Raw genomic sequence first — 21,666 nt, forward strand, 5'->3', positions numbered from 1 at the left:
AGTCACGGCCTAGGCTCCGACTTTCGCGCGGCGGACTGCTGCTTGCCCGGTCTTCGCTGACACACAGTCGATCACCGCGCGTGCGGTGTGCAGCGTCGAAGCCTCCTCGTCGGAGATCTCGATGCTGAAGGCTCGCTCGAGATCGATCACGAGTTCGGCCGAGCGGACCGAGTCCAAGCCATAATCCAGCAACGGTGTGTCTATCTCGATCTCGGCCACTTGAAGACCGTGTCGAAATAGTTCACACACGCGCTCGCCTACCATCTGTGTCGCCATCATTTCGCACCTCCCGTTGCGCTGGAATCTTCCGCTTCCCCCGTGAGCAGAATGCGGACCGATGGGTTTGCCATCGACTCGCGGTAAAAGTGTTTCCCCTGGGTAGCGCAGGATTCGGCGCCCGCCGAGACTGCGATCACTTGCCCTCCGATATCGGCAATCAAGACTGTTATGTCTCATATCTCGTCAACTTGCACAACCGTTATCGACAACATCGGCGCATGCACCCATCTGTACACCGTCGATTTGCGGCCTGCAATTCGAAAACGGCTGCAGCACAGCCCGTCTGACGGATGAGCAACTATTCAGCTAATCAGATCCTGCGCAGTGCGCGAAACGTGGTGTCACGCCCCGGAAACAAGAGCTGGACACGCCGCGTCTGAGACAACAAATTCTGAGATTCGTTGTCACAGATAAGATTTCAATTCCGCCACGATAGAGTGGAACATGTCCTATTTTTGTAAAGTTCGCTGTTCACGCGAGGTTCACAGGTCGGTCAGCGACACTTCCATACCAACCCATCGGTATTTTTCAATTGAATTGGGCTCTATCATAATTCGAGAAGAATGCGAAGTTGCTTAACAGTCTTTTTACCTCGCCGTCGAGGCCCCGCCGCCACGGCAGAACGTCCCGCAAACTTCCGGTCCGACAACCGGGTGTGACGGCTTTCATTACTCGCCAGTAGCCCCCATGACGCCTGTGGCCCTTCACATGGGCGCACCGACCGGTCCCCCTCGCTGTCACAGAAGATCGCGAATCGATCCACGCCCCGCTTCGGACAGTTACTGTGAATGCCCTGCACAGCTATCCCGGGGGCAAAGGAGTCGCCAATGTCCGTCGACAGTTCGACCTGGCCGAGTCTGACCTTGGCAGGTCAGCCGATGTCGTCCCCGCTGAAAGATGTCCGGACGCTATCGCGCCAGATGGTCGGTCACTTCGTGGAAAATGTCATCCCCTGCGGCACACTGCCGGTGGATGCCATCTCCGGTGACGTCACCACCATCACCAGGACCTGCCTCGAGCTCGCGGTCAGCATGCTCGACGGACAAGGCATCCCGCAGAAGCTGCAGCGGCTCCAGGACGCCGCCGCCGGATGGGCACGCGAGGGCGTGCCCATCGATACGATCCACCACTCCATCCACGAGGGCTTCCAGATGGGCCTCAACCTGGTGGTCTCCAACGCGTCCATCAAGGATTACGACAATTTGGTCGACGGCGCCCACATGGTGGTGCAAATGCTGGACATGATAACCTCGGCGGTCTCGGTCGCCTATGTCAGGGAACTGCGCGCGGTGGTCAGCGAACACCACACTGCCGTCCACACGCTCACCTCGGCACTGTTGGGCGGGCACAGCACCTCGACCATGGCGCGTGAATGCGGGATCGCCATCGCCGAGTCTTATGTCGTTGTCGCGGCGGCGATTCCGGCGCATCGCGACGAAGGCAACCCGGCCCTCGACCGTCAGGTCGTGGCCCGACGCAAACTCCGCCGAGTTCAGGCCGAGCTGGCGACCCGCTGCGGCAACAGCGCGCTGTCGCTGCTCAGCGTCGACGGCGGCACCATTCTCATTCCCTCGGCGACCTTCGACAACGAGGGCCTCGACACCCTGGTCAACCTGCTCTCACACGCCGCGCAGGTCGGCATCACCGCGACACTGGTGCAGGCCACCCCCGAACAGATCCCGAACGCCGCCGACCAAGCCCACGAATTGCTCGACATGGTGCAGCGCTTACAAGCGGTGCCCGGAATGTACCGATTCGACGAGCTGGCACTCGAATACCAGCTCACCCGCCCCGGTCCGGGACGCGAATACCTCGGCTCACTGCTCGATCCACTCGACGAGCACCCCGAACTACTGGAAACCCTGCAACGCCACATCGGCAACAACCTCAACCGCCAGCGCACCGCCCGAGTCCTGCACGTGCACACCAACACCGTGGACTATCGCCTCAAACGCATCGGCCAACTCACCGGCTTCGACCCCTCTCAACCCTCCGGCCTCTGGTACCTGCGTTCGGCCCTGGTCGCCCGCACCTACCGAACCACCTGACGCCACATCAGCGCGATCACCGGGATCGTCCTCCCGGCGCTCGACAGTGGACGGCTGGTCGGCATCATCGCCCAAGCCGACGTGGCCACCGCGCTGAGCCACCACGCGGCAGGCAGCACGGTCGAGGCGATATCCACCGACTTCGAGAGCATCCGAACATCGCGATGTGGACCAAGTTGCCTCCTCGAACGGATTCCGCGCGGCGGGCACCGCCGACTGCCGGGCAGTCGGTTCAGTCCGGCGGAATGCGGTCGTGGACGGTGCGCAGTATGTGGTCGAATGCGGTCTGCTCCTAGGGCTGAACGGGCGGTGTGTCACCCGATCCCTTCGGCCTGCGCGACGGATGTCGGCTCGTGATCGACCGCCGTGAAGACATCGATGGACATGTCCTCGTCCCGGTAGTGCGCCAGCGTCGACAAGCCGCGAGTAGTGCACGCGATCGCGTGGACCTGATCACCGGACATCGGGTACTCCGGCACTTTTCGTCGCCAGTGCACGCACAGCACAGTGCCGCCGGGTTCGAGGTGTTCGACGGCGCGGTCGAACACTGCACGGAGGCTCGCGGCGTCGAGGTAATAGCAGACCTCACTGAAGACGATCAGGTCGAATCGCTCGTCGACCCATTCCTCGCCGAGTGCCCAGCGGCGGAATTCGACGGTGCCTCGCGTGGAGTAGGGCAGGCGCTCGACCCGGGCCTTGGCCGAATCGAGCGCCTGCGCCACAACATCGGTGCACACCAGTCGATCGCAACGGGTGGTGAGTTCGGCGGAGAGGGTGCCTATCGAGCAGCCGGGTTCGAATGCATTGCGGTAGTGCGGCTTCGGTAGTGCCGCCATGGTCAGTGCCCGCTTGCGCTGTTCATACCAGCGCGTGGTGAACCCCCACGGATCGGATTCGCGGGCGTACATGTCGTCGAAATAGCCTGCTGTCAGGCGTGTCTCGCTCATACGAAGAACGTTTCTGTCGCGCCGGTGAAGCGGTCGAGCAGGTGCGGCGGCAGGATCGGTTGGTCGGCGGGATCGTCCGACAGGGCGCTGGTCTGGCTGCGGAAGTGCGCGATCGCGCGCGACTTGGCGTTGATGACGACCTCCGGCAGCGTCAACGTCCGCACGCGGGTCACGAGGACCAGGGGGTGTTCGGGTGTCGCCCAGTGCCACATCCACACCGGAAATTCGAGCAATCGGGTCGCGGTGCCGGCGCACGCCGCGGCTGCGGCCCGGCCGACGGCTTCGTGGTCGGGGTGACCATCACGCCGCCAGGTCGTCGCACACCAGGCGCCGGTGCGCCCACATGCGGTGAGGATCTCCGCGAGGGCATCGGTCACCGCCGCTTGCTGTGCCGCTACGGCGCCGTCTCCGATTCGCAGCCGAATGGGTGGTCCGAAACCCAGTTCGGCTGCCGCACGCCGAGATTCCTGGACACGTAGATCGGCGAGTTCGGTCGGCGAACAGGTGGGCGAACCGGGATGTGAAGCTTCTCCGTCGGTCACGGTGACCACCGTGACCGGCACATCGGTCGAGCGCGCCAATGTGATCAAACCACCGGCGCCGAGTATCTCGTCGTCGGGATGCGGAGCAACGACAACCAAGTGTCGCCACCCGACGAGGGACAGTTCACGGCGACGATGCCGCCACGGCGCCCAGACATCGTCCGGAGTACCGCGAACAGCAAGATCGATCATCGGCTCGGCAACCATGAGAACTCCTTTTCCGCGTAATCGCGGCCGAGATCGGCCAGGTCTCGCTCCGCATGACTCTGGCGGAGGTAGACGGTGAGGTCGGCGACACGCTGCGCGTGCTCGGCATCCGTACACAGTGGACCAGCGCCGAGTGCGCGCCCGACACGGTCGCTGGGTCCGAACCGGAACATCCACCCGCTCGGCAGCGCGTGCCGGCGTCGTCAGGCAGGCGGACAACAGCCGCTGTTCATCCCGAACCGGACCGACGACCAGAACTCGAGCGATCACACCGACATCCCCGTATCGGTCGGTATCCACGGAACGGGCATCGTCGCATCCCGAGTTGCTCATGGTTCCGGGCTACCCCGTGAACCGACGAGCAAACAGCCAGCGTCATGCATCGTGAGGCCACCGCGCGCCATGAGCGCGACACCACGGGCGAAGTAGCCCACGATCACCCGAAGCCGACGGCGATGCTCGGTCGCGACCAGCTCTCACTGGCGGCACTTTTCGGCACCGAAACCGGCAACGACATCGGCACGTTCGCCTACTGCGACTGGCATCCCGGCCCGGCCGGTCTGCCGATCCTGGATGCCGCAGCGGGCTGGTTCTGCGGACGGATCCTCGAACGCCACGACTTCGGCGACCACGTCGGGCTGCTGGTTGCCCCCCGAAGCCGGGTCCGCCTCGCCCCCGCTACAGCGAGGTATCCCAGCTACGACCTGGACACGAAGCGTAGACACCGACGTGCTGGCCGCCGGCGGGCTGGATGACCGGCTGCCGCGCGGCAGGGTATCTGCAGGACGCGAGTTTCTCGATAGTGCCTGCTCGCGAGCAGATCGGCGCCGAAGTGCTGTGCATCCACATCGGTGAGGCGCAGTATGTTCCTGTGGAGTTGACAACTGTGCGTATCGACAAACCGGACGATCTCAACGTCATCATCGGACAGGCCCACTTCATCAAGACCGTCGAGGACCTGCATGAGGCACTGGTCGGTATCGGCCCCCACCTGCGATTCGGCCTGGCATTCTGCGAGGCATCCGGGCCGCGTCTGGTCCGCCATTCCGGCAACGAGGACGACCTGGTCGAGCTCGCGACGAAGAACGCACTCGCCGTCGGAGCCGGACACTCGTTCATCGTCTTCCTCCGCGAGGGATACCCGGTCAATGTGCTCAATGCGGTCAAGCACGTCCCGGAAGTCTGCGGAATCTTCTGTGCGACAGCCAACCCCGTGGAAGTGCTGGTTGCCGAGACCGAGCTGGGGAGAGGAATCGTCGGCGTAGTCGACGGGCCCCCGCCGTTGGGCATAGAAAATGCCGACGACCAGGCAGACCGTAGACAGCTACTGCGCCAGATCGGCTACAAGATGTAGAAGCCAGGGTCGACGGCCTCTCGACGGATCCCGGGCTTCGGCGAGCAGGCGGAAGTCGGCTGATGTGCGGTCTCGTCTCATAAGCGGTGACCGATCAGCGCGATCGCGGATTCGACGGCGACGTCGATGATGTCGGCGATCTGGCCGCCGTCCTCGACGGTCGTCGCCATGAGTTCGCGGAAGCCGCCGAGCAGGATCGTTGCCACTTGGCGGGTGGGTGGATGCAGGCCGGCGACAGTGAATTCTGTTGTGCTGGTGAGCTTCTGGATCAGATCGACGAACGCGTCGCCGGTTTCTCGCTGCAGTTGCCTGGCATCCTCGCCGAGAGCGGGGACGACGCGGATCCAGCTGAGCGTGATCGTGGGATCCTCCTGCGAGAAGTGGATCCACGCCTCGATGGCCTGACGCACCTGGGTGCGCCACGCCGCATGCGGGTCCACAGCGGCATCGATCTGCTGGATCGTTTCGGTGTTCCGCTCGCTCAGCAGGGCAATGAAGCAGTCCTGTTTGCTGGCGAAATGTTCGTAGAAGGTGCGGCGAGAGGTACGGGCGTTGCGTACCACGTCGGCGACAGTCGAGTCCCGATAACCGCGTTCGCGCACTGCGACAGCCATGCCGTCGAGGAGGCGACGCCGATGCCCCGGCTCGGCCGGGGCATCCGTCGAAGTGCGCGGTACGGGCTCGGTACGTGTCACGGGAGTCAGCGTAGTGACTCCCCTCGTCGATCCGCGTGTCGACCGATCCGGGCACGCGGCCACCGCGCTTCTCATGCGGTGACCTGCTCGGGGCCTCGGCCGGGTTCGACGACCTCCGTGAGTGCGCTATCCGTCGGCGTGCGCCGACGGGCGAAGCGGATGGTTCCGTCGTCGATACGGCCGTGCCGCAGGGTGATCACGTCGTGGCCGTAGCTCATGCCCAGCCGCCACGGAGCCCGAGAACCTGCCTTGGGGAATCGGTCGATGGCGCGCAGGACGTAGCCGGCCTGGAAGTCGAGCAGCGGGGTCTCGGTGACGGTCGGGTCGGGCCATGGCGTGCTCTCGGCGTAGCCGTTGGTGTCCATGTGCCGCAGCAACCGGCAGACGAATTCGCTGACGAGATCGGCCTTCAGCGTCCAGGACGCGTTGGTGTAGCCGATGGTGAACGCGAAGTTGGGTACTCCGCTCAGCATCATCCCCTTGTACGCCATGGTTTTCGGCAACGGGATTTCTCGTCCGTCGACGGTGAGCCGGAGCCCGCCGAGGGCGAGCAACTGCAGGCCGGTTGCGCTCACCACCACATCGGCTTCGAGTTCGCGGCCGGACTCGAGACGCAACCCCGTCTCGGTGAATCTGTCGATCCGATCGGTGACGACCGAGGCGCGACGCTCGCGGATCGTTCGGAACAGGTCCCCGTCCGGAACCAGGCACAACCGCTGATCCCACGGCCCGTAGGTCGGCTTGAAATGCGTATCGACGTCGTAGCCGTCGGGCAGCCGGTCGATGGTCAGTTTGCGGATGAACTTCCGCATCTGCTGCGGCCGCCGTTGGCTGAACTGGTAGATGAACGTCCCCAGCAGCACATTCTTCCAGCGCACGACCGTGTAGGCGCGTTTTGGTCCGATCAGTCTGCGCAGCCGGTTGGCAACGGTGTCCTCCGAAGGCACCGGAAAGATGTAGCTCGGCGACCGCTGCAGCATCGTCACGTGTCCGGCTGCCTCGGCCATGGCAGGCACCAGCGTCACCGCGGTGGCGCCGCTGCCGATGACGACGACTCGCTTCCCGGTGTAGTCCAGGTCGGCGGGCCAGGACTGCGGATGCACGATCTGCCCTCCGAAGTCCTCGACCCCGGCGAAGTCGGGCGTGTAGCCCTCGTCGTAGCGGTAGTAGCCGCTGCAGACGTAGAAGAAGTCACAGGTGAATACAGCGGTCGTGCCCGCGTGCTCGGCTCGCACCGTCCAGCGGGATTCGGCGGAGGACCACGACGCGCCGACCACTCGATGCCCGAACCGGATACGCCGGTCGATACCGGCGTCGGTGGCCGTGGCGCGGATGTACTCGAGGATCGCCGGACCGTCGGCGATGGCTTTGGCCTGCGTCCACGGGCGGAAACGGTAACCGAGCGTGTGCATATCGGAGTCCGAGCGGACGCCGGGGTAGCGGAACAGATCCCAGGTGCCACCGATGGCATCGCGGGCTTCGAGGATCGCGTAGGTGCGGCTCGGAAACACCGCCTGCAAGTGATGTGCGGCGCCGATTCCCGACAGCCCGGCACCGACGATCAGGACATCCACATGTTCGGTCATGCCCGCGCTCCCGCCTGGCCACGAGCACGCAGCCGACGCTCCACCAGTGCGATCACGTCGTAATAGCGCGTCGGTGCCACCCGCGCCAGTGCATCGAACAGATAGGCGTCCGGGCCGACCAGAATCCGTGACTTCCCCGCCTCGACTCCGCGGCAGATGATTTCGGCCGCCTTCACCGGGCTGGTCAGGGCCACAGCCTCGAATTCGGCCGCCATCTGCTCCGGCGTTCGCCCGCGGCCCTCGGGGTCTTTGCGGACCCGGGCATTGCGCGCGATGTTGGTCGTGATGCCGCCGGGATGGACATTCACCGCGGCCACGCCGGTTCCCCGCAGCTCCTGGCGCAGCGCGTCCGTGAACCCGCGGACAGCGAATTTCGCCGCACAGTAAGCGCTTTGATTGGGCATCCCGAGCAGACCGAACACACTGGAGGTATTCACGACGACGCCCTCGTCCTGCTCGACAAGGATGGGCAGGAAGGCGCGCGTACCGTTGACCACTCCGTCGAAATTGATCTGCCGCAGCCACTCGTCGTCCTCGGGAACCGCGTCGAGCACCGACGAGGAGACCGCCACACCGGCATTGTTGAACACTGCCGCCAGCGGTGCGGTCAGCCAGTCGCGCACCTCGCCGGCGAACGCGAGCTGGTCGGCGGCGTCCCGCACGTCCAGGACGCGGGCCAGCACCGGGCCGGTCAACGACGTTGCCGTTTCCTTCAGTCCGATCTGGTCTATATCGGCGATCGCCACAGGCGAGCCCTTGCGTGACAACAGCTGGGCGACACTGCGGCCGATTCCGGAGGCAGCCCCGGTGATCATGACCGGGCGGCCGAACAGCGGCCTATGAGTGCGGGGCATCGGTGCTCCTGGCTTCGGACGTGCGGATATGGTCGTCGAGCAGGTCGACGAGGGTCGGCCATACTCCCGCGGGCAGGTCGTGGCCCATGCCGGGAAGGGTCCGGAGGCGAGCTCCGGCAATGGAATTCGCGGTCGCGGTCCCTCCCGTCGGGGCGACCATCAGGTCGCGGTCACCGTGCAGGACCAGCGTCGGCGCTGTCACAGCGCTCAGCTCTCGTGTCCGGTCGCCGGACTTCAGGATGCCGGCGAGCTGACGGCCGACACCGGGGGCCGGAGCGGGGTCGCGATCCCAGGTCGTGGCGGCTGCCGCACGCACAGCGGACTCGTCGAACGGATATCCGGTCGACGAGATGTGCCGGTATATGCGCACCGCCTGATCGATGTGCTCGGCACGATTGCGCGCCGGTCGGCTGAACATCAATCGCCAGGTCGACCACGCCGGGCGTCCCAGTCGGGCAGCACCGGTGGTGGACATGATCGATGTCAGCGAGTCGACCCGGGCCGGATAGCGGGCGGCGACAGTCTGCGCGATCATGCCGCCCAGCGACATTCCGATCAGATGCGCGGACGGCAGCTCGAGTGCGTCGAGCAGACCGACCGTATCCGCGGCCATATCGGCGAGATCGTACTGGTCGCGATGCCAATGGCGGCGTAGGAAATCCACCGGGCCCGGCGGTGGGAAACCGAGATGCGTCGAGTGGCCGACATCGCGGTTGTCGAAACGAATGACCTGATATCCGCGTGCAACCAGCAGCGCGCATAATCCGTCCGGCCAGTCGTGCAACTGTTGGCCCAAACCTGCGACGAGCACGACCGGAACACCGCCCGCACCAAGTCGCTCATAGGCCAAGCCAACGCCGCGGCCGACCTCGACGCGCTGTCCGCTCACGCCGTCACCTCGGTGGCGTGGCCCCGGTCCGCAATCGCCTGCTGCGGAGTGCGGCGGCGCACCACGGCGCGGCCCTTCCCGGCAGGCACGAGTGCCACCCCGCGGAAGTGCGTCCGCTCGTCCGGCGCGTCGGTCGGTTCGAGCGTGAAATCCCTTAGCAGCGTACGCAATACGATGTTCATCTCCATGGTTGCGAACGCCGCACCGATGCAGCGCCGTGCACCGCCGCCGAACGGGATCCAGCTGAACGTGCCCGGGCGCACGCCGACGAATCGATCGGGGTCGAAAGCGCGGGCGTTCGGAAAGAGCTCCTCGTTGTCGTGCATCAACCGGATGCTCACCACCACGGTCTGCCCCTTCGGCAGCGTCCACCGCCCCAACTGCATCGACTCTGCACGTACCGTGCGCGCTGTGGCATCGATGACCGGCCGGACCCGTTGCACCTCGAGCAGCGTGGCCTCCCGCAGTTCCGAGCCGCCTGAATCGGCTTCGGCAACGAGGCGGTTCAGCATATCGGGGTGGCGGCGCAGTCGCTCGATCGTCCACGCGAGCGTCGTCGCGGTGGTCTCGTGACCGGCGGTGAGCAGGGTCAGCAGCTCGTCCGCGATCTCGCTGCGACTCATGCTGGAGCCGTCGTCGTATCGAGCTTGCAACATCATCGCCAGCACGTCGTCGCGGTCTTGGATCTGTTCGTCGGCCGAAGCGCGGTCGATCAGCCGTCCGACGATGTCGTCGTACCGGTTGCGGTAGGCCGTGAACCGGGCCCACGGGCCGAAGCGGCCCAGCATTCTCTGTGGAATCGGTACCGCAGCAAGGGCCGACCCGACGAGAACCAATTTGGGAAGTAGCTCGCGCAGCTCGTCGAACTCCTTGCCTTCGGCACCGAAGACAGCACGCAGGATCGCATTCAAGGTGATCCGCATCATCGAATCCATCGTCGCGAACTCGTGTTCCGACGGCCATGACGCCATCTCGCGGACCGCTTCCTCCTCGATCAGCGACTCGTACACGGCCAGGCGGCGACCATGGAACGGAGGTGTGAGCAACTTGCGTTGCTTACGGTGTTCCTCGCCTTGCAGCGAGAACAACGAGCCCGGCCCCAGAAACTGCCCGAGGTTGACGGCGACATTGTCGGCGACATCGGTACTCGCGGTGAACAACGCTTTGACTTCGGCCGGATCGGAGACCACCACCACCCGGCCGAACCTGGGCATGTGGATGGTGAATGCCGAGCCGAAGCGGTCATGCATGCGGCGCCAGGCACGAGAGCGTCCGAAGAGTATCTCCAGGCTCTGCACGATCCGCGGCGTAGAAGGGCCATCCGGAAGTTTCACAGCGGGCACACACCCACCTCCTCGCGTGGTACACCTATGTACCAGAATGACGGTACGCCGACGTACCGTCATCGGCAAGAGGATGACGGCGGCGCTTTTCGCAAACAAGCCGCCGGAACCCGCATAACCGAAGAACTCGCGACCCGCACCAACCGAGGGATCGACCTGTCGAGCCGCCCGCCCCGCCGAGTGGTCGGCGCGCCCACCCAATACCCTATGAGGACACCGACAGTGAGGTGGCGCGATGGTGGAGACGACGGTGATCGGCACGTCGGCGAGAACTCGATGGGACGAGCACGCCGCCTGGCGCGGGCCGGTGCGACGCGCGGAACTTCCTGGCGGCCAACAGGTTTGGGTGGTCGCAGGATACGACGAGGTAGCCACACTACTGGCCGATCCCCGACTGAGCCTGGACAAGAAGCACGCGAGCGACGGCTATACCGGTTTCGCGCTACCACCGGCGCTCGATCGAAATCTGTTGAACATGGACGGCGACGAACACCACCGGATCAGAAAGCTCGCCGGACCCGCATTCTCCCGACGTTCCTCGGGAAGTCTGCGCGCCGCCGTCGCCCGAACCGCCGCGGCGGCGTTCGCCGCACTGCCCGAAAGCGGCAGCGAGACAATTGATCTGCTCACTGCCGTGTGTGTCCCGGTTCCGGCACTGGTGATCGGCGAACTGCTCGGGATACCCGCCCACCTCCATACGCGCCTGCGCGAGGCCGCCACCACCATGGTGACTGTCGATGCCGCATCGAAGGCGTCCGGGCAACGGCTCGTGGCGGCGATCGGCTGGCTGACCGCGACATTCGCAACACTGGCCGAGTCGAAGCGCACAGATCCCGGCGACGACCTACTGAGCGGGTGGATCCATGCCGGCGACATCGAGGAAACGCTGACCGAGGACGAACTGGTGTCCCTCGCCTTCCTGATGATGCTGGCGGGTTTGGAGAACGCCGTGCACATGTGCGGCAACATAATTGCCGCACTGCTCACCTCGGACGATGCCACCGCAACCCTCGCCGCGTGGCCGACATCCCGCGGCTCGCTGATGGAACGTGCCAATCCACTGCCGTTTGCCATCCGACGATTCGCGGTCACCGACCTCATTCTCGGCGAGCACACCGTCTCCGCTGGAGACACCGTGCTGCTGACGCTGTTGGGCGCCGATTCCGACCCGGCCCGCAATGGCAGGCCGAGCCTGATGTTCGGCCGCGGCCCCCACTACTGCCTCGGCGCGCACGCCACCGACCTTGTCGTCGACGCTGTGGTCCCGCAGCTGTTCGTGCGGTACCCCCGAATACAGCTCGCTGTTGCGGAATCGGCGCTCGAATACCGAACCTCGTGGCGCTCACACGGCCTGGTTACGCTGCCGGTGCTGCTCACGCCGCGCTAGCCGCCATCAGCGAGGGGCGTTCAGGGCGCGGGCCGTCTCGTAGCGCCGGGTCGAGCCACCGCGATGGCCGCCGATGTGCAGCCGACGACGATCCGTGCATGGGCTCACCCATGGCGAGCCGAGACCATGCACGGAAGCCCGGTCAGGGCACCACGACCACAGTCGGTCAACGGAGGGCGACCGTAGCGGTCGCACGACCGAAGACATTTCGTCCTCGATGCTTGGCGCCGATGGCCACGATCGCGCTGGACCGGTCGGGGTCGACCGCTTTGATCCGACCGGTGAACTCGATCTCCGCGCCGGTCTCTGTGACGTATACCGGACTGGTCAACCGCACATTGAGGGCACGAATCGCGCCCGGATCACCCAGCCAAGAGCTGACGTAGTCCGCGCCGAGCCCGATGGTGAGCATGCCTTGTGCCACCACGGTTTCCAGACGCATCAAATGTGCGAGCTTCTCACTCCAATGGATGGGATTGGGGTCACCGGAGACTCCGGCATAGTTCACCAAATCGCCTTTGCTGAGCCGGACCGTCCGCGGCGCAAGCCGATCGCCGACGACCAGCGAATCGAACGCCACCACGTGCTCCCCCGCGCCATGCCAGTAGTTTTCCGGGCCGGGGATGGTTGGGACATCGACGCGACGCGGTGGGTTCTTCTGGTGGGGGCCGCGCTCACGATCACCGAAAGCAGGCATCAGCGATTCAACTGCGGTATGCGCGAGAGCGGGGTCGTCGCTACTGCGGCCCACGATGGCCGTGCGCGAGGTCAGAACCGGCTCGGCGCGATGGTTGAAGACCACCTGACGCAGTCCTATGAGATCTCCGCCGAATGCCCGGCGAAAGGACTCCAGGCACATCTCGAAGGTCAGGCAGTCACCCTCGTGGATTGTTGTGTGGTATTCGATCATCTGATCGGTCTGGATCATCTGACTCAGATCGTAGCCGCGCAGAATCGTCGGAAAGATTTCGGAGTAGGCCAGGTGCCCGGAGACGGACGCGAACGTAGGCGGCGCGAGGAGACCCGGGTAGCCATAGGCAGCGGCAATGTCGTCGCGCCAGTGCACGAGGTGACGGTTTTGTACCGCTCGGGCGAACTCACGAATCTTCTCCCGGCCGACCTCATAGTAATCACTGGCACGGTAAGTCCGCCCGACCATCGAATACGCGTGGGCTACGGGATCGAAACCTTCGGTACGGTTACTGAACACTGGCGCGAATTTACCTAACTACCAGTACATATCCGTTGAACTCGGTTGGTTCGTCGTTTCGCGGCGACGCCGATGTACGCCCGGACCGCGCATTCAGTCGATGTCGACCCCACTCCGGATCGGTCCAGCACGCCGTTTTCTGGTACCGAACAGCCTCGTCGTCCGCGATTCGAGCGGGGCAGCAATGGCCGGATCTGACAGAAATACGTCGTTGCGGCCATCGGCGCAGGCATCGACGATATAGTCATGACCTTGATCCACCGCGTCGTCATCGCGGCCTTCCCCGATGTCGACTTGCTCGATGTCGCCGGGCCGGCCGAAGTATTCGCGCTGGCGAACCGCGAGGGTGGCGGGCGAGCGCGGTACGACGTGCGGCTGGCAAGCCCCGCACGAGGCGAAGTGCGCACGTCCGCCGGAGTGCGTGTCGTCACCGATCTCGGCTTCGACGAGGTCGAACACACGATCGACACGTTGATCGTCCCGGGTGCGGTGGATTCCCTGCCCCATGGTCCGGTGGCGCGGGTCGAGCCGGAGATCGTGATGTGGATCCGGACCGTCGCGCCGCGCACGAGGCGGATAGCCTCGGTGTGCGTGGGTGCGCATCTGCTCGCGGCCGCAGGCTTGCTGGACGGGAAGACTGCCACCACCCATTGGTCGACAGCCGACCAACTCGCCACCGAGCACCCGAGCGTCGTCGTGGACCCCGACCCCATCTTCATCCGCGCCGGCCGGATCTGGACCGGCGCCGGGATCAGCGCATGCCTGGACCTCGCCCTGGCACTGGTGGCCGAGGATCACGGCGAGGAACTGGCCTTGCAGGTCGCGCGGCAACTGGTGGTCTACCTCAAACGTCAAGGCGGCCAAAGCCAATTCAGCGTGCCACTGAGCCGGCCCGCGGCCACCCGCCGTGACATCGATGAATTGCGGCTCTTCGTCACCGAACATCTGGACGGCGATCTGTCCACCTCGGCGCTGGCGGCCAGGATGTGCCTCAGTGAGCGTCATTTCACGCGTGTCTTCCGGCAGGAAACCGGCACCAGCGCCGTGGTCTATGTGGAGGCATGCCGGGTCGAAGCCGCGCGTCGGCTGCTCGAAACCACCGACCAGCCGCTCGAACGAGTCGCCGCGACGGTGGGACTCGGGTCGGTCGAGACCCTCCACCGCGCCTTCCGCAGGCAACTCGCAACCACCCCGGGCGACTACCGAAACCGGTTCCGCATCACGACCTGAACGTCGAGTGCAGCCACCGCGCCGCATCCGACGCCCGAATTTCCATCCCCGCACAGAAAGTCGAAACCAATGTCGATGAATGCTGCCTCGAGCACCCTCCGAAGCGTGATCGGTCTGGACAATCAGCTACCGCGGCTGGCCGATGCCGCAGTGATCATGATCGATTTCCAGAACACCTACCGCCGCGGCGTCATGGCCGTGGACGGCGCCGAACAGGCGCTGGCCGCCGGCGCCCGATTGCTGACGGCCGCCCGAGAATCGCACCGGCCGGTAGTGCATATCATCAACGACGGCGGCCCGGGCACACCCTATGACATTCGCGCCGACATCGGCGCGATCAGCGGCCCAGTCGCACCGCGGTCCGGAGAGCCGGTCGTGGTCAAGCAGTTCCCTAATGCCTTCCACAACACCGATCTGGAGCAGACCCTGCAACGACTCGGTGTAGGCCAGGAACTGGTGCTGGCCGGATTCATGACCCACATGTGCGTGAGCTACACCGCCCAGGGTGCGTTCAACCTCGGATACCGCCCGACCGTCGTCGCCGAGGCCACCGCCACCCGATCCCTGCCCAGCCCACAGGGCCCCACTGTCCCCTCCGCCGTACTGCACACCGCAGCCCTGACCACGATCGCCGACCTGTTCGGCGTCGTCGCCGCAACTGTTGACGACCTCGTTCCGCAGCCTGTGACCCCTACAGATTCCTGACTCGGCCGATCCACACGCAACGAGTCCAACCAGACAACCGATGAATCACACAGAAACCGAGATTTCCGGACGAATCATTGATCTCACGTTTGTCGCCGTCGAACGCATCTCGGTGGCTGATCAATGGAGATTCCATGCTCGACACGGTGTTATCGATCGCCGGAACCGGCCTCGGCACACTATGTTCGGCGGTTCGGGCACTACTGGATGCGGTCACTGCGGCAACAACCCGCACGCACAACGGGAGCAGATATGGGTGACATCATCGTCGATCGCGTGAAGGCCACGGCTCCTGCGCAGGCACTGGCGCAACACCGGTATCGATCGGCAGCGCGCTACATCGTCGGAGGTGAAAAGATCCGGGAATTCGCACGCGCCGTGCAGGACTATCATCCTGCGCATTGGAGCGAGGATGCGGCCGCCGCGCTCGGCTTCGACGGTCTGATCGCGCCGGCGACATTCGCCGCGATAATCCTGCAGCGGGTTCATCGCGAAATACTCGACACCCTCATCACCGGATGCGCCCCGACCCGTATTTTGCACGCCGACCAGGTCTTCGACTTCGGCAGACCGTTGGTGGCAGGCGACCGGCTCAGCTGCGACATCTACTTCGAATCGTTCCGGAATTTCGCGGACTACGACGTGCTCGCGATCAAGAGCGTGCTCATCGACCAGTACGGCGCGGTCGCGTAGACCGGCAACACCGCGCTGCTGGCGCGCACGGGCGGCGCGGATCCCGGCCTCGTCGAGACGGTGCGCAAACTCGCCGTCCATGGATACCACCCCGCCGAACCCGAACGGCTGCCCAACGTCGACACAGCGGCGAACTCCGACCGGACCGCTCCCGCATCTGGCAGCCGAACACCGTGCACCACAGTCGATTTCGATGCGTTGACCGTGGGCGCCGAACTGCCGATCCTGGCGTTCGACCACACACTCGGGCTCGCCGCGAGCTTCCTGAGCGCATGGCTGGGTGACCCGGCTGACAGTCGGCAGATCCGCAGCGGTGGCGACCTGCTCGTTGAACAACACCGGATTGCCGTCGCCGGTGACCTCGGTGTAATTCACCAGGTCGCGAAGTGACATGCGGTCACCCGGTTTCGCGCACTACACGCACTACGTGGGCATCCCTGCGCTGGATACCCAGATCGATCGAGTTCCGCGGACGGGTGACCTCGCTGGACCCCCACAAGCGCAAGGCGACCATCGCCATCGACGCACGATCGAGCGGCCGCAAGCTGTTCGGCTACGCCGCCGCGGAAGTGCTATTCCCCGAACGGGATTGAACCGAGGAGCCCAATCCGGTCAGCCGGGCGAGGCGGCGGTGCGAATCCAGTCGCGCCGCCCGATCGTAAGTGCTCGTGTGCACCAGGATCTCATCGGCGCCGGTCCGGGTCACCAAGTGCTCCAACGCCTCCGCGACCTCGTCTTCGGTGCCGTGGATATGGTCGCGCAGCGCCTCGTCGAACATCCTGCGCTCCCGCTCGGTCATCGCCATGGTCTCGATGTCCTCGGGCGGGATGAGCACAGGGAACTCACCACGGGTGCGCGAGTAGACATTCGACCACGCCTCCGGCAGCAACAGCCGGTGCGCCTGTTCGGTGGTGTCGGCGATGACGACCGCGCCCGAGACGACGACATACGGCTGCGCACCCCACGGCATCGGGTGGAACTCGTTGCGGTAATGCTCGATCGCCTCGACCATCCGGTCCTCGCCCGCCACCGCCGCGATCACCAGCGGCAGCCCGAACCGTGCCGCCCGCGCCGCACCCGAGCCGGTCGCCAGCAGGAACGCAGGCACCCGCAGGCCATCCGCGGGCCAGGCGTGCACTCCGTGGCGGCCGTTGCCGACGTACTCCAGCACTTCGGTGAGCTGCGCGTCGAAATCGTCGGCGTCGCCCTTCCCGTGCCCGAGCGCGCGGCGCACACCATCGGTGAACCCGACCGACCGGCCGAGACCCATATCGATGCGGCCCGGATACAACGACTCCAGTACCCCGAACTGCTCGGCAACCACGAGCGGCTGATGGTTGGGCAGCATCACACCGCCGGTGCCGATCCGAATCCGCAATGTCGCCGCGGCAGCCGCCGCGGCGAGCACCGTCGGCGCCGACCCCGCCACGCCCGGCACGCTGTGGTGCTCGGATACCCAGAAGCGGTGGTAACCCCACTCCTCGGCCAGCTGTGCGAACTCGACGGTCTCACGCAGCGCCTCGGGGTGGGTCTGACCGCGCCGAACGCGGGACCGGTCCAAGATCGAGAACTGGACCGACTGGAGTGCCGAAGTCATACCAACGTCAACGCCGACGGCGTCGTCTGATTCCGCAGCACCGCTGACCAGGGCCTCAGGTGAGGCGGATGCGGGCTTCCTTCCAGGAGAGTGGGATGTCCACACGGGTCGCGGTGGAGTCGACGAAGCTGGGGTTGCCTACGCGACCTGCCATGTCGGCGAGCATCTGCGCGTGGGCGCCGCTACGCACGAAGTTGTTCATCGCCTCCTGGTCCGACCACGCGGACAAGGTCCAGAACGTCTTGCTGAAAAGGCGTGCGTCGAGCGTGTAGCCGACACAGCCGGGGGCATCGCGCAGCTGGGAGCGAATCTTCAGCGTCCAGCGCAGGAACCGAACGATATCGGAGTAGCGGTTCAGCGGCAGCCGCGAGGTCAGCACCTGCAACTGCTCCCCGTCGACGGGCTTATGAACTCCGGAGGTCCAGGGCAGGGTCGGCATCAGTGGGGTCCCGTCATGAGATGGATCGGATGCGGCACCGCCTCGGGCGAGCGCGGAGCGCCCATCAAGATGACATTCGGTAAATCCAACCGCAACTCGAGGCCGAATCGAGTCCTGCTGTGCACCTTGCCGCAGAGCCTATTTCGTCTCGGGCAGCCCGAGCGCGGGAGCAAGCACGCGCCAGGCGCGCGGCAGCTGTGCCTCGAAATCGGCCCAGGTGTGCATGCCCGTCTGCTGGTATTCCACGGTGACGGGGATCTTCAGCTCACCGAGCCTGGCGGCGAACCGCTCGGTACACGCGCGGGCTCCGGCCTCCAGCGCTGCGCCCCCACCTGCCAGTTTCAGCGCATCGAGGACGGTCGGCGAGTTGGCCACGGCGATGAGATCCGCGCCGGTTGGCAGGCCGGGCGCGGCCGAGAGATAGATCGTTGTCCCGCGCAGGCCTTCGGCGCCGAGCACGCTGTCGTGCACGACCCACTCCGGCGAACTCGGCGGGCCCCAGAGGTTCTCGACATTGCCGCCGCGCGAGGCGACGGTAATCGTGGTGACGGCGTGCCCCAATGGGTCCGCGGTCGAATAGCATCCGCTCATACCGGCGACGGCGCGAAAACGGCCGGGGTGGCGTTGGGCGAGCATCATCGCCGCCTGTGCACCCATCGACACACCGGCGATCGCACGCCGCCCATCGGACTTCAGCAGCGATTCCGCGATCGGCGGAAGCTCCTCGGTCAGGAAGGTCTCCCACCGGTTCAGCCCGAGCGCGGCGTCGTGGCGGTCCCAGTCGCTGTACATGCTTCCGGTGCCGCCGCTGGTCAATACGACGTCGACCGGTTTGTCCGCGAAGAACTCCGCCGCCTTGCCTTTGCTGAGCCAGCCCGAGGTTGCTTCGCCGTCCACGCCGTCGAGCAGATACAACGTGGGGCGCGGTCCGGTGCCCGTGCCGTGCAATACGTCGACGGTGATGACCCGCCGCATGGCCGCGGAGGCGATGTTCAGACGTTCGCGGTGTGGGCCGAGCCGCTCCTGGCTGAGCAGCCCGGTTCTGGTCATCGCAGGATCGATCGGTGGCGGCGGCGCCACTGTCACATCGTCGGCAAGCACGGGCGCAGCACTCACCGCGGCGATGGTGACCATCGCCGCGGCAGTGATCGGCACGCGGAGGTTCATCCTGCTGCGGCGACTCGCTCTGCCAGCCGGGCCGCGGCCCGGTCCCGCTGCTCCTCGAAACGCCTTGCCTTGACTTCCAATTCGTCCAGGTAGCCGGCCAGCACCTCGCGCGCGCGTTCCCCTTCGCCGGACAAGTCGGTGCGGTCGAAGACATTCCACGCCCGCAATATCGGACGGACCACGACATCGAGATGCTGCCGCAGGTCATAAATGCCGTTCTTGGCCAGCACGACCGCTTTACGGCGGAAGTTGGGCTGGGTGAGGCCGGGCATCTGGAACCGGGTCACGATATCCGTGATAGCACACAGCATCGCGTTGGGCGTCAGCTCCAGTGCGGCGGCACTCAGGTTGCGATAGAAGATCATATGTAGGTTCTCGTCGGCGGCGATCCGCTGCAGCATACGCTCGGCGACGGGTTCTCCGCACACGGTTCCGGTGTTGCGATGACTGATCCGAGTCGCCAACTCCTGCAACGTGACATAGGCGACCGAGCGCAGAAACTGCGAACCCTTCACCGGTTTCGCGACGCCGGTGGTCATGTGCGCCATCCTGGCCGCTTCCAAGGCCACGGGGTCGACCGCGCGGGTGACCACCAGGTAGTCGCGCAGCACAATCCCGTGCCGGTTCTCCTCGGCGGTCCAGCGCCCGACCCAGGTGCCCCACACGCCGTCGAGGGAGAACGAATCAGCGATCTCCCTGTGATAGGAGGGCAGATTGTCCTCGGTGAGCAGATTGGTCACCATCGCGATCTGCGCGACCTCGGAGAGCACCGATTGTCCCGGCTCCCAATCAATTCCGCCCATGGCCGCGAAATTACGGCCGTCGTCCCACGGCACATAGTCGTGCGGATTCCATGGCCTGGCTTTGCGGAGATGCTCATTGAGATTACGTTCGGCGACAGGTTCCAGTTCGCGCAGAATGTCGATATCGGTCAACGCGGTTGTCACTCGTAACTCCTTCGGTGGCCCCCTGAATCGAGGCGAATTCGACAATAGGGTCGGATATTCAGGCTGTACGACCGATTCGTTGATCGTTGGGTGAGGTGACTACCGAACTGCGCGCCTGCTGGGGTTTGTCATAACCTGCCGCGTCACGTCCGATCGCCTCGGGCAGGTCGGCCATCGGATAGAGGCCGGGCGGGCGGCCCGCCACCAGCAGCCGCTCGAGCAGCTCGTGCCCGCGCGCTGCCAGTTCGGGAATCCGCGCGGTGTCGCCGGCGCCGACGGTCGCAGTGACCGGCACCTCGGCAGCCGCACTGAGCAGCTCCAGCACCTCCGCGGTCATGGCGAGCGGGGTACCGGCCGAGGCGCCGTCGATCGGGACCAGCACCGTGCCACCATCGGTGGACAGCAGCGACAGGGCACGGGACCCCAGCGGTGTCGCCAACGCGGCCTGGACGCGACGCAGCTTGCGCCGCGCCGCGGACGGCCTGGCAATGCCGGGTCTTCGCTCGTCCTCGTGCGGTGGAATCGACAGCGCGACCACCTGGTAGGACGACGCGACGGTGATACCGGTCTGCCTGGCCAGCCGAGTCACGCCGTAGCCGCTGAGCAGGGCAGATACCAGGGCCTGCGCTGCGGTTTGATGCTCTCTGGCGACCTGACGGTGCTCGTCGACATAGGCCGCCGAAGCCGCCACCGTGACGGTTTCCAGCACCCGCACCAGCAGTCGCGAACCGGCCACGACCTCGTCGGCGTCGAGGCCCGCGGCCGCGTCGGCGAGGAACTCCAGACCGGTCCGGACGCCCTCGTGATATGCGCCGAGGACCGTTTCGAGAGCGACACCTTCGCGGGCCCAGCGGGCCGCGGATCCGGTGACCTCGGCCGGTGGCGATCCGCCTGCGGCCGCGGCGACGAGGTTTCTCGTCGTGGTCGCGACGTCGCCCTCGAGTGCGCCGCGCGCCTGACATCTCAGATGCTCGAGGAGTTTCGATTCCAAGCTCGTGACGCCCGAGCCCGCGTGTGTGCCCACCATGATCGAGGAAGGCTAATGACCCGCCGCGTCGAAATGGCCCGGCGAATCGAGAATCGGGGATGTCATGAGCCGATACTCCGACCGTTGGGCGAAATCACAAGTGATCTGCGGACTTTCGAGAAGATAGCGATTGCGGCGCCGACCTTCGAACTATCGGAATCGTTGCGACGCCCGCGATCTCCCGCACCACCGCGGCGGAACTCCAGACGCAGCGCCGACCGCGCAAACCGGCGCTGCGTGAACGTCACCCTACGGTCGGCCGCGCGCCGTGACGTCGACTTCTCGACTCTTCACCAGTGGACCGGCTGCCACCAGGGACAAACCACAACACACCGACGCCCCGGCAGTGGAGCGCTGTGGAGCGCGGCCCGCGCCGCCTCCGTGACAACGGGTGGGGCTACCGCCGGCCAGAGCCCGCCCGGTGACCTGTGAGCTGCCCCAAGAGGACCGTCTAGGATGTGTGCTTTGGGTCATATCCTCGATAACATCGAGCGCCGCGCCGCGTATGACGAGGTCGGCG

23 protein-coding genes and 1 pseudogene are annotated in these 21,666 nt (G+C 65.5%); 8 read left to right on the top strand and 16 right to left on the bottom strand.

What is annotated here, in order from left to right:
• Positions 1–9: 9 nt before the first annotated feature.
• A complete protein-coding gene (locus tag OHQ90_RS28005) occupies positions 10–219 on the bottom strand; it encodes an acyl carrier protein (RefSeq protein WP_328402468.1) in 210 nt (69 codons plus the stop codon).
• A gap of 887 nt (positions 220–1,106) precedes the next feature.
• Here OHQ90_RS28005 and OHQ90_RS28010 point away from each other — a divergent pair.
• Positions 1,107–2,327: a PucR family transcriptional regulator gene (locus OHQ90_RS28010; RefSeq protein WP_328402470.1), complete on the top strand. Its 1,221-nt coding sequence runs from the start codon at positions 1,107–1,109 to the stop codon at positions 2,325–2,327.
• Here OHQ90_RS28010 and OHQ90_RS28015 read toward each other — a convergent pair.
• The 4 genes and pseudogenes from OHQ90_RS28015 to OHQ90_RS28030 form a co-directional block, all read right to left on the bottom strand.
• Positions 2,312–2,479 (bottom strand): hypothetical protein, encoded by a 168-nt coding sequence (locus OHQ90_RS28015; protein WP_328402472.1) that lies wholly within the window; start codon positions 2,477–2,479, stop codon positions 2,312–2,314. The two genes, OHQ90_RS28010 and OHQ90_RS28015, sit on opposite strands and share 16 nt — an antisense overlap.
• A gap of 162 nt (positions 2,480–2,641) precedes the next feature.
• Positions 2,642–3,274 carry a class I SAM-dependent DNA methyltransferase gene (locus tag OHQ90_RS28020; RefSeq protein ID WP_328402474.1) on the bottom strand — a complete coding sequence of 211 codons (633 nt, stop codon included), beginning with the start codon at positions 3,272–3,274 and terminating at the stop codon, positions 2,642–2,644.
• The gene (locus OHQ90_RS28025) at positions 3,271–4,023 is read right to left on the bottom strand and encodes a PIG-L deacetylase family protein (RefSeq protein ID WP_328402476.1); all 753 of its coding nucleotides are present in this window, start codon (positions 4,021–4,023) and stop codon (positions 3,271–3,273) included. The genes OHQ90_RS28020 and OHQ90_RS28025 overlap by 4 nt, the downstream gene beginning before the upstream one ends.
• Positions 4,005–4,172, bottom strand: a pseudogene (locus OHQ90_RS28030) (acyl-CoA dehydrogenase); the annotation flags it as partial. The pseudogene OHQ90_RS28030 and the gene OHQ90_RS28025, both read right to left, overlap by 19 nt.
• Before the next feature lie 228 nt (positions 4,173–4,400).
• Between OHQ90_RS28030 and OHQ90_RS28035 the strand changes: the two are divergent.
• Together OHQ90_RS28035 and OHQ90_RS28040 are read left to right on the top strand one after the other, a co-directional pair.
• The gene (locus OHQ90_RS28035) at positions 4,401–4,778 is read left to right on the top strand and encodes a flavin reductase (RefSeq protein ID WP_328402478.1); all 378 of its coding nucleotides are present in this window, start codon (positions 4,401–4,403) and stop codon (positions 4,776–4,778) included.
• Positions 4,779–4,894: 116 nt separating this feature from the next.
• A complete protein-coding gene (locus OHQ90_RS28040) occupies positions 4,895–5,377 on the top strand; it encodes an adenosine-specific kinase (protein ID WP_328413142.1) in 483 nt (160 codons plus the stop codon).
• Between the two features lie 77 nt (positions 5,378–5,454).
• On the opposite strand, the gene OHQ90_RS28045 is transcribed toward OHQ90_RS28040, so the two are convergent.
• The 5 genes from OHQ90_RS28045 to OHQ90_RS28065 all read right to left on the bottom strand — a co-directional run bounded on the left by OHQ90_RS28045 (position 5,455) and on the right by OHQ90_RS28065 (position 10,744).
• Positions 5,455–6,072, bottom strand: a complete 618-nt coding sequence (locus OHQ90_RS28045) for a TetR/AcrR family transcriptional regulator (RefSeq protein ID WP_328402480.1) — start codon at positions 6,070–6,072, stop codon at positions 5,455–5,457.
• A gap of 71 nt (positions 6,073–6,143) precedes the next feature.
• Positions 6,144–7,658 (bottom strand): flavin-containing monooxygenase, encoded by a 1,515-nt coding sequence (locus tag OHQ90_RS28050; protein WP_328402482.1) that lies wholly within the window; start codon positions 7,656–7,658, stop codon positions 6,144–6,146.
• A complete protein-coding gene (locus tag OHQ90_RS28055; RefSeq protein ID WP_328402484.1) occupies positions 7,655–8,512 on the bottom strand; it encodes an SDR family NAD(P)-dependent oxidoreductase in 858 nt (285 codons plus the stop codon). The genes OHQ90_RS28050 and OHQ90_RS28055 overlap by 4 nt, the downstream gene beginning before the upstream one ends.
• Positions 8,496–9,401, bottom strand: coding sequence for an alpha/beta fold hydrolase (locus OHQ90_RS28060; protein ID WP_328402486.1), 906 nt, complete (start codon positions 9,399–9,401; stop codon positions 8,496–8,498). The genes OHQ90_RS28055 and OHQ90_RS28060 overlap by 17 nt, the downstream gene beginning before the upstream one ends.
• Positions 9,398–10,744 carry a cytochrome P450 gene (locus tag OHQ90_RS28065; RefSeq protein ID WP_328402488.1) on the bottom strand — a complete coding sequence of 449 codons (1,347 nt, stop codon included), beginning with the start codon at positions 10,742–10,744 and terminating at the stop codon, positions 9,398–9,400. The genes OHQ90_RS28060 and OHQ90_RS28065 overlap by 4 nt, the downstream gene beginning before the upstream one ends.
• Positions 10,745–10,979: 235 nt before the next feature.
• Here OHQ90_RS28065 and OHQ90_RS28070 point away from each other — a divergent pair, with 235 nt between their 5' ends.
• Positions 10,980–12,131, top strand: a complete 1,152-nt coding sequence (locus OHQ90_RS28070; protein WP_328402490.1) for a cytochrome P450 — start codon at positions 10,980–10,982, stop codon at positions 12,129–12,131.
• Between the two features lie 166 nt (positions 12,132–12,297).
• On the opposite strand, the gene OHQ90_RS28075 is transcribed toward OHQ90_RS28070, so the two are convergent.
• Complete coding sequence (locus OHQ90_RS28075; RefSeq protein WP_328402492.1) at positions 12,298–13,341, bottom strand: fused (3R)-hydroxyacyl-ACP dehydratase subunits HadA/HadB; 1,044 nt, start codon at positions 13,339–13,341, stop codon at positions 12,298–12,300.
• A gap of 246 nt (positions 13,342–13,587) precedes the next feature.
• On the opposite strand from OHQ90_RS28075, the gene OHQ90_RS28080 reads away from it, so the two are divergent.
• From OHQ90_RS28080 to OHQ90_RS28095, 4 genes are all read left to right on the top strand, one after another.
• Entirely contained in the window at positions 13,588–14,571 is a 984-nt protein-coding gene (locus tag OHQ90_RS28080; RefSeq protein WP_328402494.1) for a GlxA family transcriptional regulator, read from the top strand.
• 75 nt (positions 14,572–14,646) lie between these two features.
• Positions 14,647–15,276 carry a cysteine hydrolase family protein gene (locus tag OHQ90_RS28085; protein ID WP_328413143.1) on the top strand — a complete coding sequence of 210 codons (630 nt, stop codon included), beginning with the start codon at positions 14,647–14,649 and terminating at the stop codon, positions 15,274–15,276.
• 252 nt (positions 15,277–15,528) lie between these two features.
• A complete protein-coding gene (locus OHQ90_RS28090) occupies positions 15,529–15,969 on the top strand; it encodes an FAS1-like dehydratase domain-containing protein (RefSeq protein WP_328402496.1) in 441 nt (146 codons plus the stop codon).
• Positions 15,970–16,029: 60 nt separating this feature from the next.
• Entirely contained in the window at positions 16,030–16,359 is a 330-nt protein-coding gene (locus OHQ90_RS28095) for a hypothetical protein (RefSeq protein ID WP_328402498.1), read from the top strand.
• Between the two features lie 163 nt (positions 16,360–16,522).
• Here the strand turns inward: OHQ90_RS28095 and OHQ90_RS28100 are convergent, their stop codons facing one another.
• From OHQ90_RS28100 to OHQ90_RS28120, 5 genes are all read right to left on the bottom strand, one after another.
• Positions 16,523–17,566 (bottom strand): LLM class flavin-dependent oxidoreductase, encoded by a 1,044-nt coding sequence (locus tag OHQ90_RS28100; protein WP_328402500.1) that lies wholly within the window; start codon positions 17,564–17,566, stop codon positions 16,523–16,525.
• Positions 17,567–17,621: 55 nt separating this feature from the next.
• Positions 17,622–18,005, bottom strand: a complete 384-nt coding sequence (locus OHQ90_RS28105; protein WP_328402502.1) for an antibiotic biosynthesis monooxygenase — start codon at positions 18,003–18,005, stop codon at positions 17,622–17,624.
• Positions 18,006–18,143: 138 nt separating this feature from the next.
• Complete coding sequence (locus OHQ90_RS28110) at positions 18,144–19,160, bottom strand: alpha/beta hydrolase (RefSeq protein ID WP_328402504.1); 1,017 nt, start codon at positions 19,158–19,160, stop codon at positions 18,144–18,146.
• A gap of 8 nt (positions 19,161–19,168) precedes the next feature.
• Positions 19,169–20,119, bottom strand: a complete 951-nt coding sequence (locus tag OHQ90_RS28115; RefSeq protein WP_328402506.1) for an acyl-ACP desaturase — start codon at positions 20,117–20,119, stop codon at positions 19,169–19,171.
• A 58-nt stretch (positions 20,120–20,177) separates the two neighbouring features.
• Positions 20,178–21,146 carry a transcriptional regulator gene (locus tag OHQ90_RS28120; RefSeq protein WP_328402508.1) on the bottom strand — a complete coding sequence of 323 codons (969 nt, stop codon included), beginning with the start codon at positions 21,144–21,146 and terminating at the stop codon, positions 20,178–20,180.
• Between the last annotated feature and the right edge of the window lie 520 nt (positions 21,147–21,666).

Origin of the sequence: Nocardia sp. NBC_00403 (assembly GCF_036046055.1) — a bacterium.
Taxonomy (GTDB): Bacteria; Actinomycetota; Actinomycetes; order Mycobacteriales; family Mycobacteriaceae; genus Nocardia.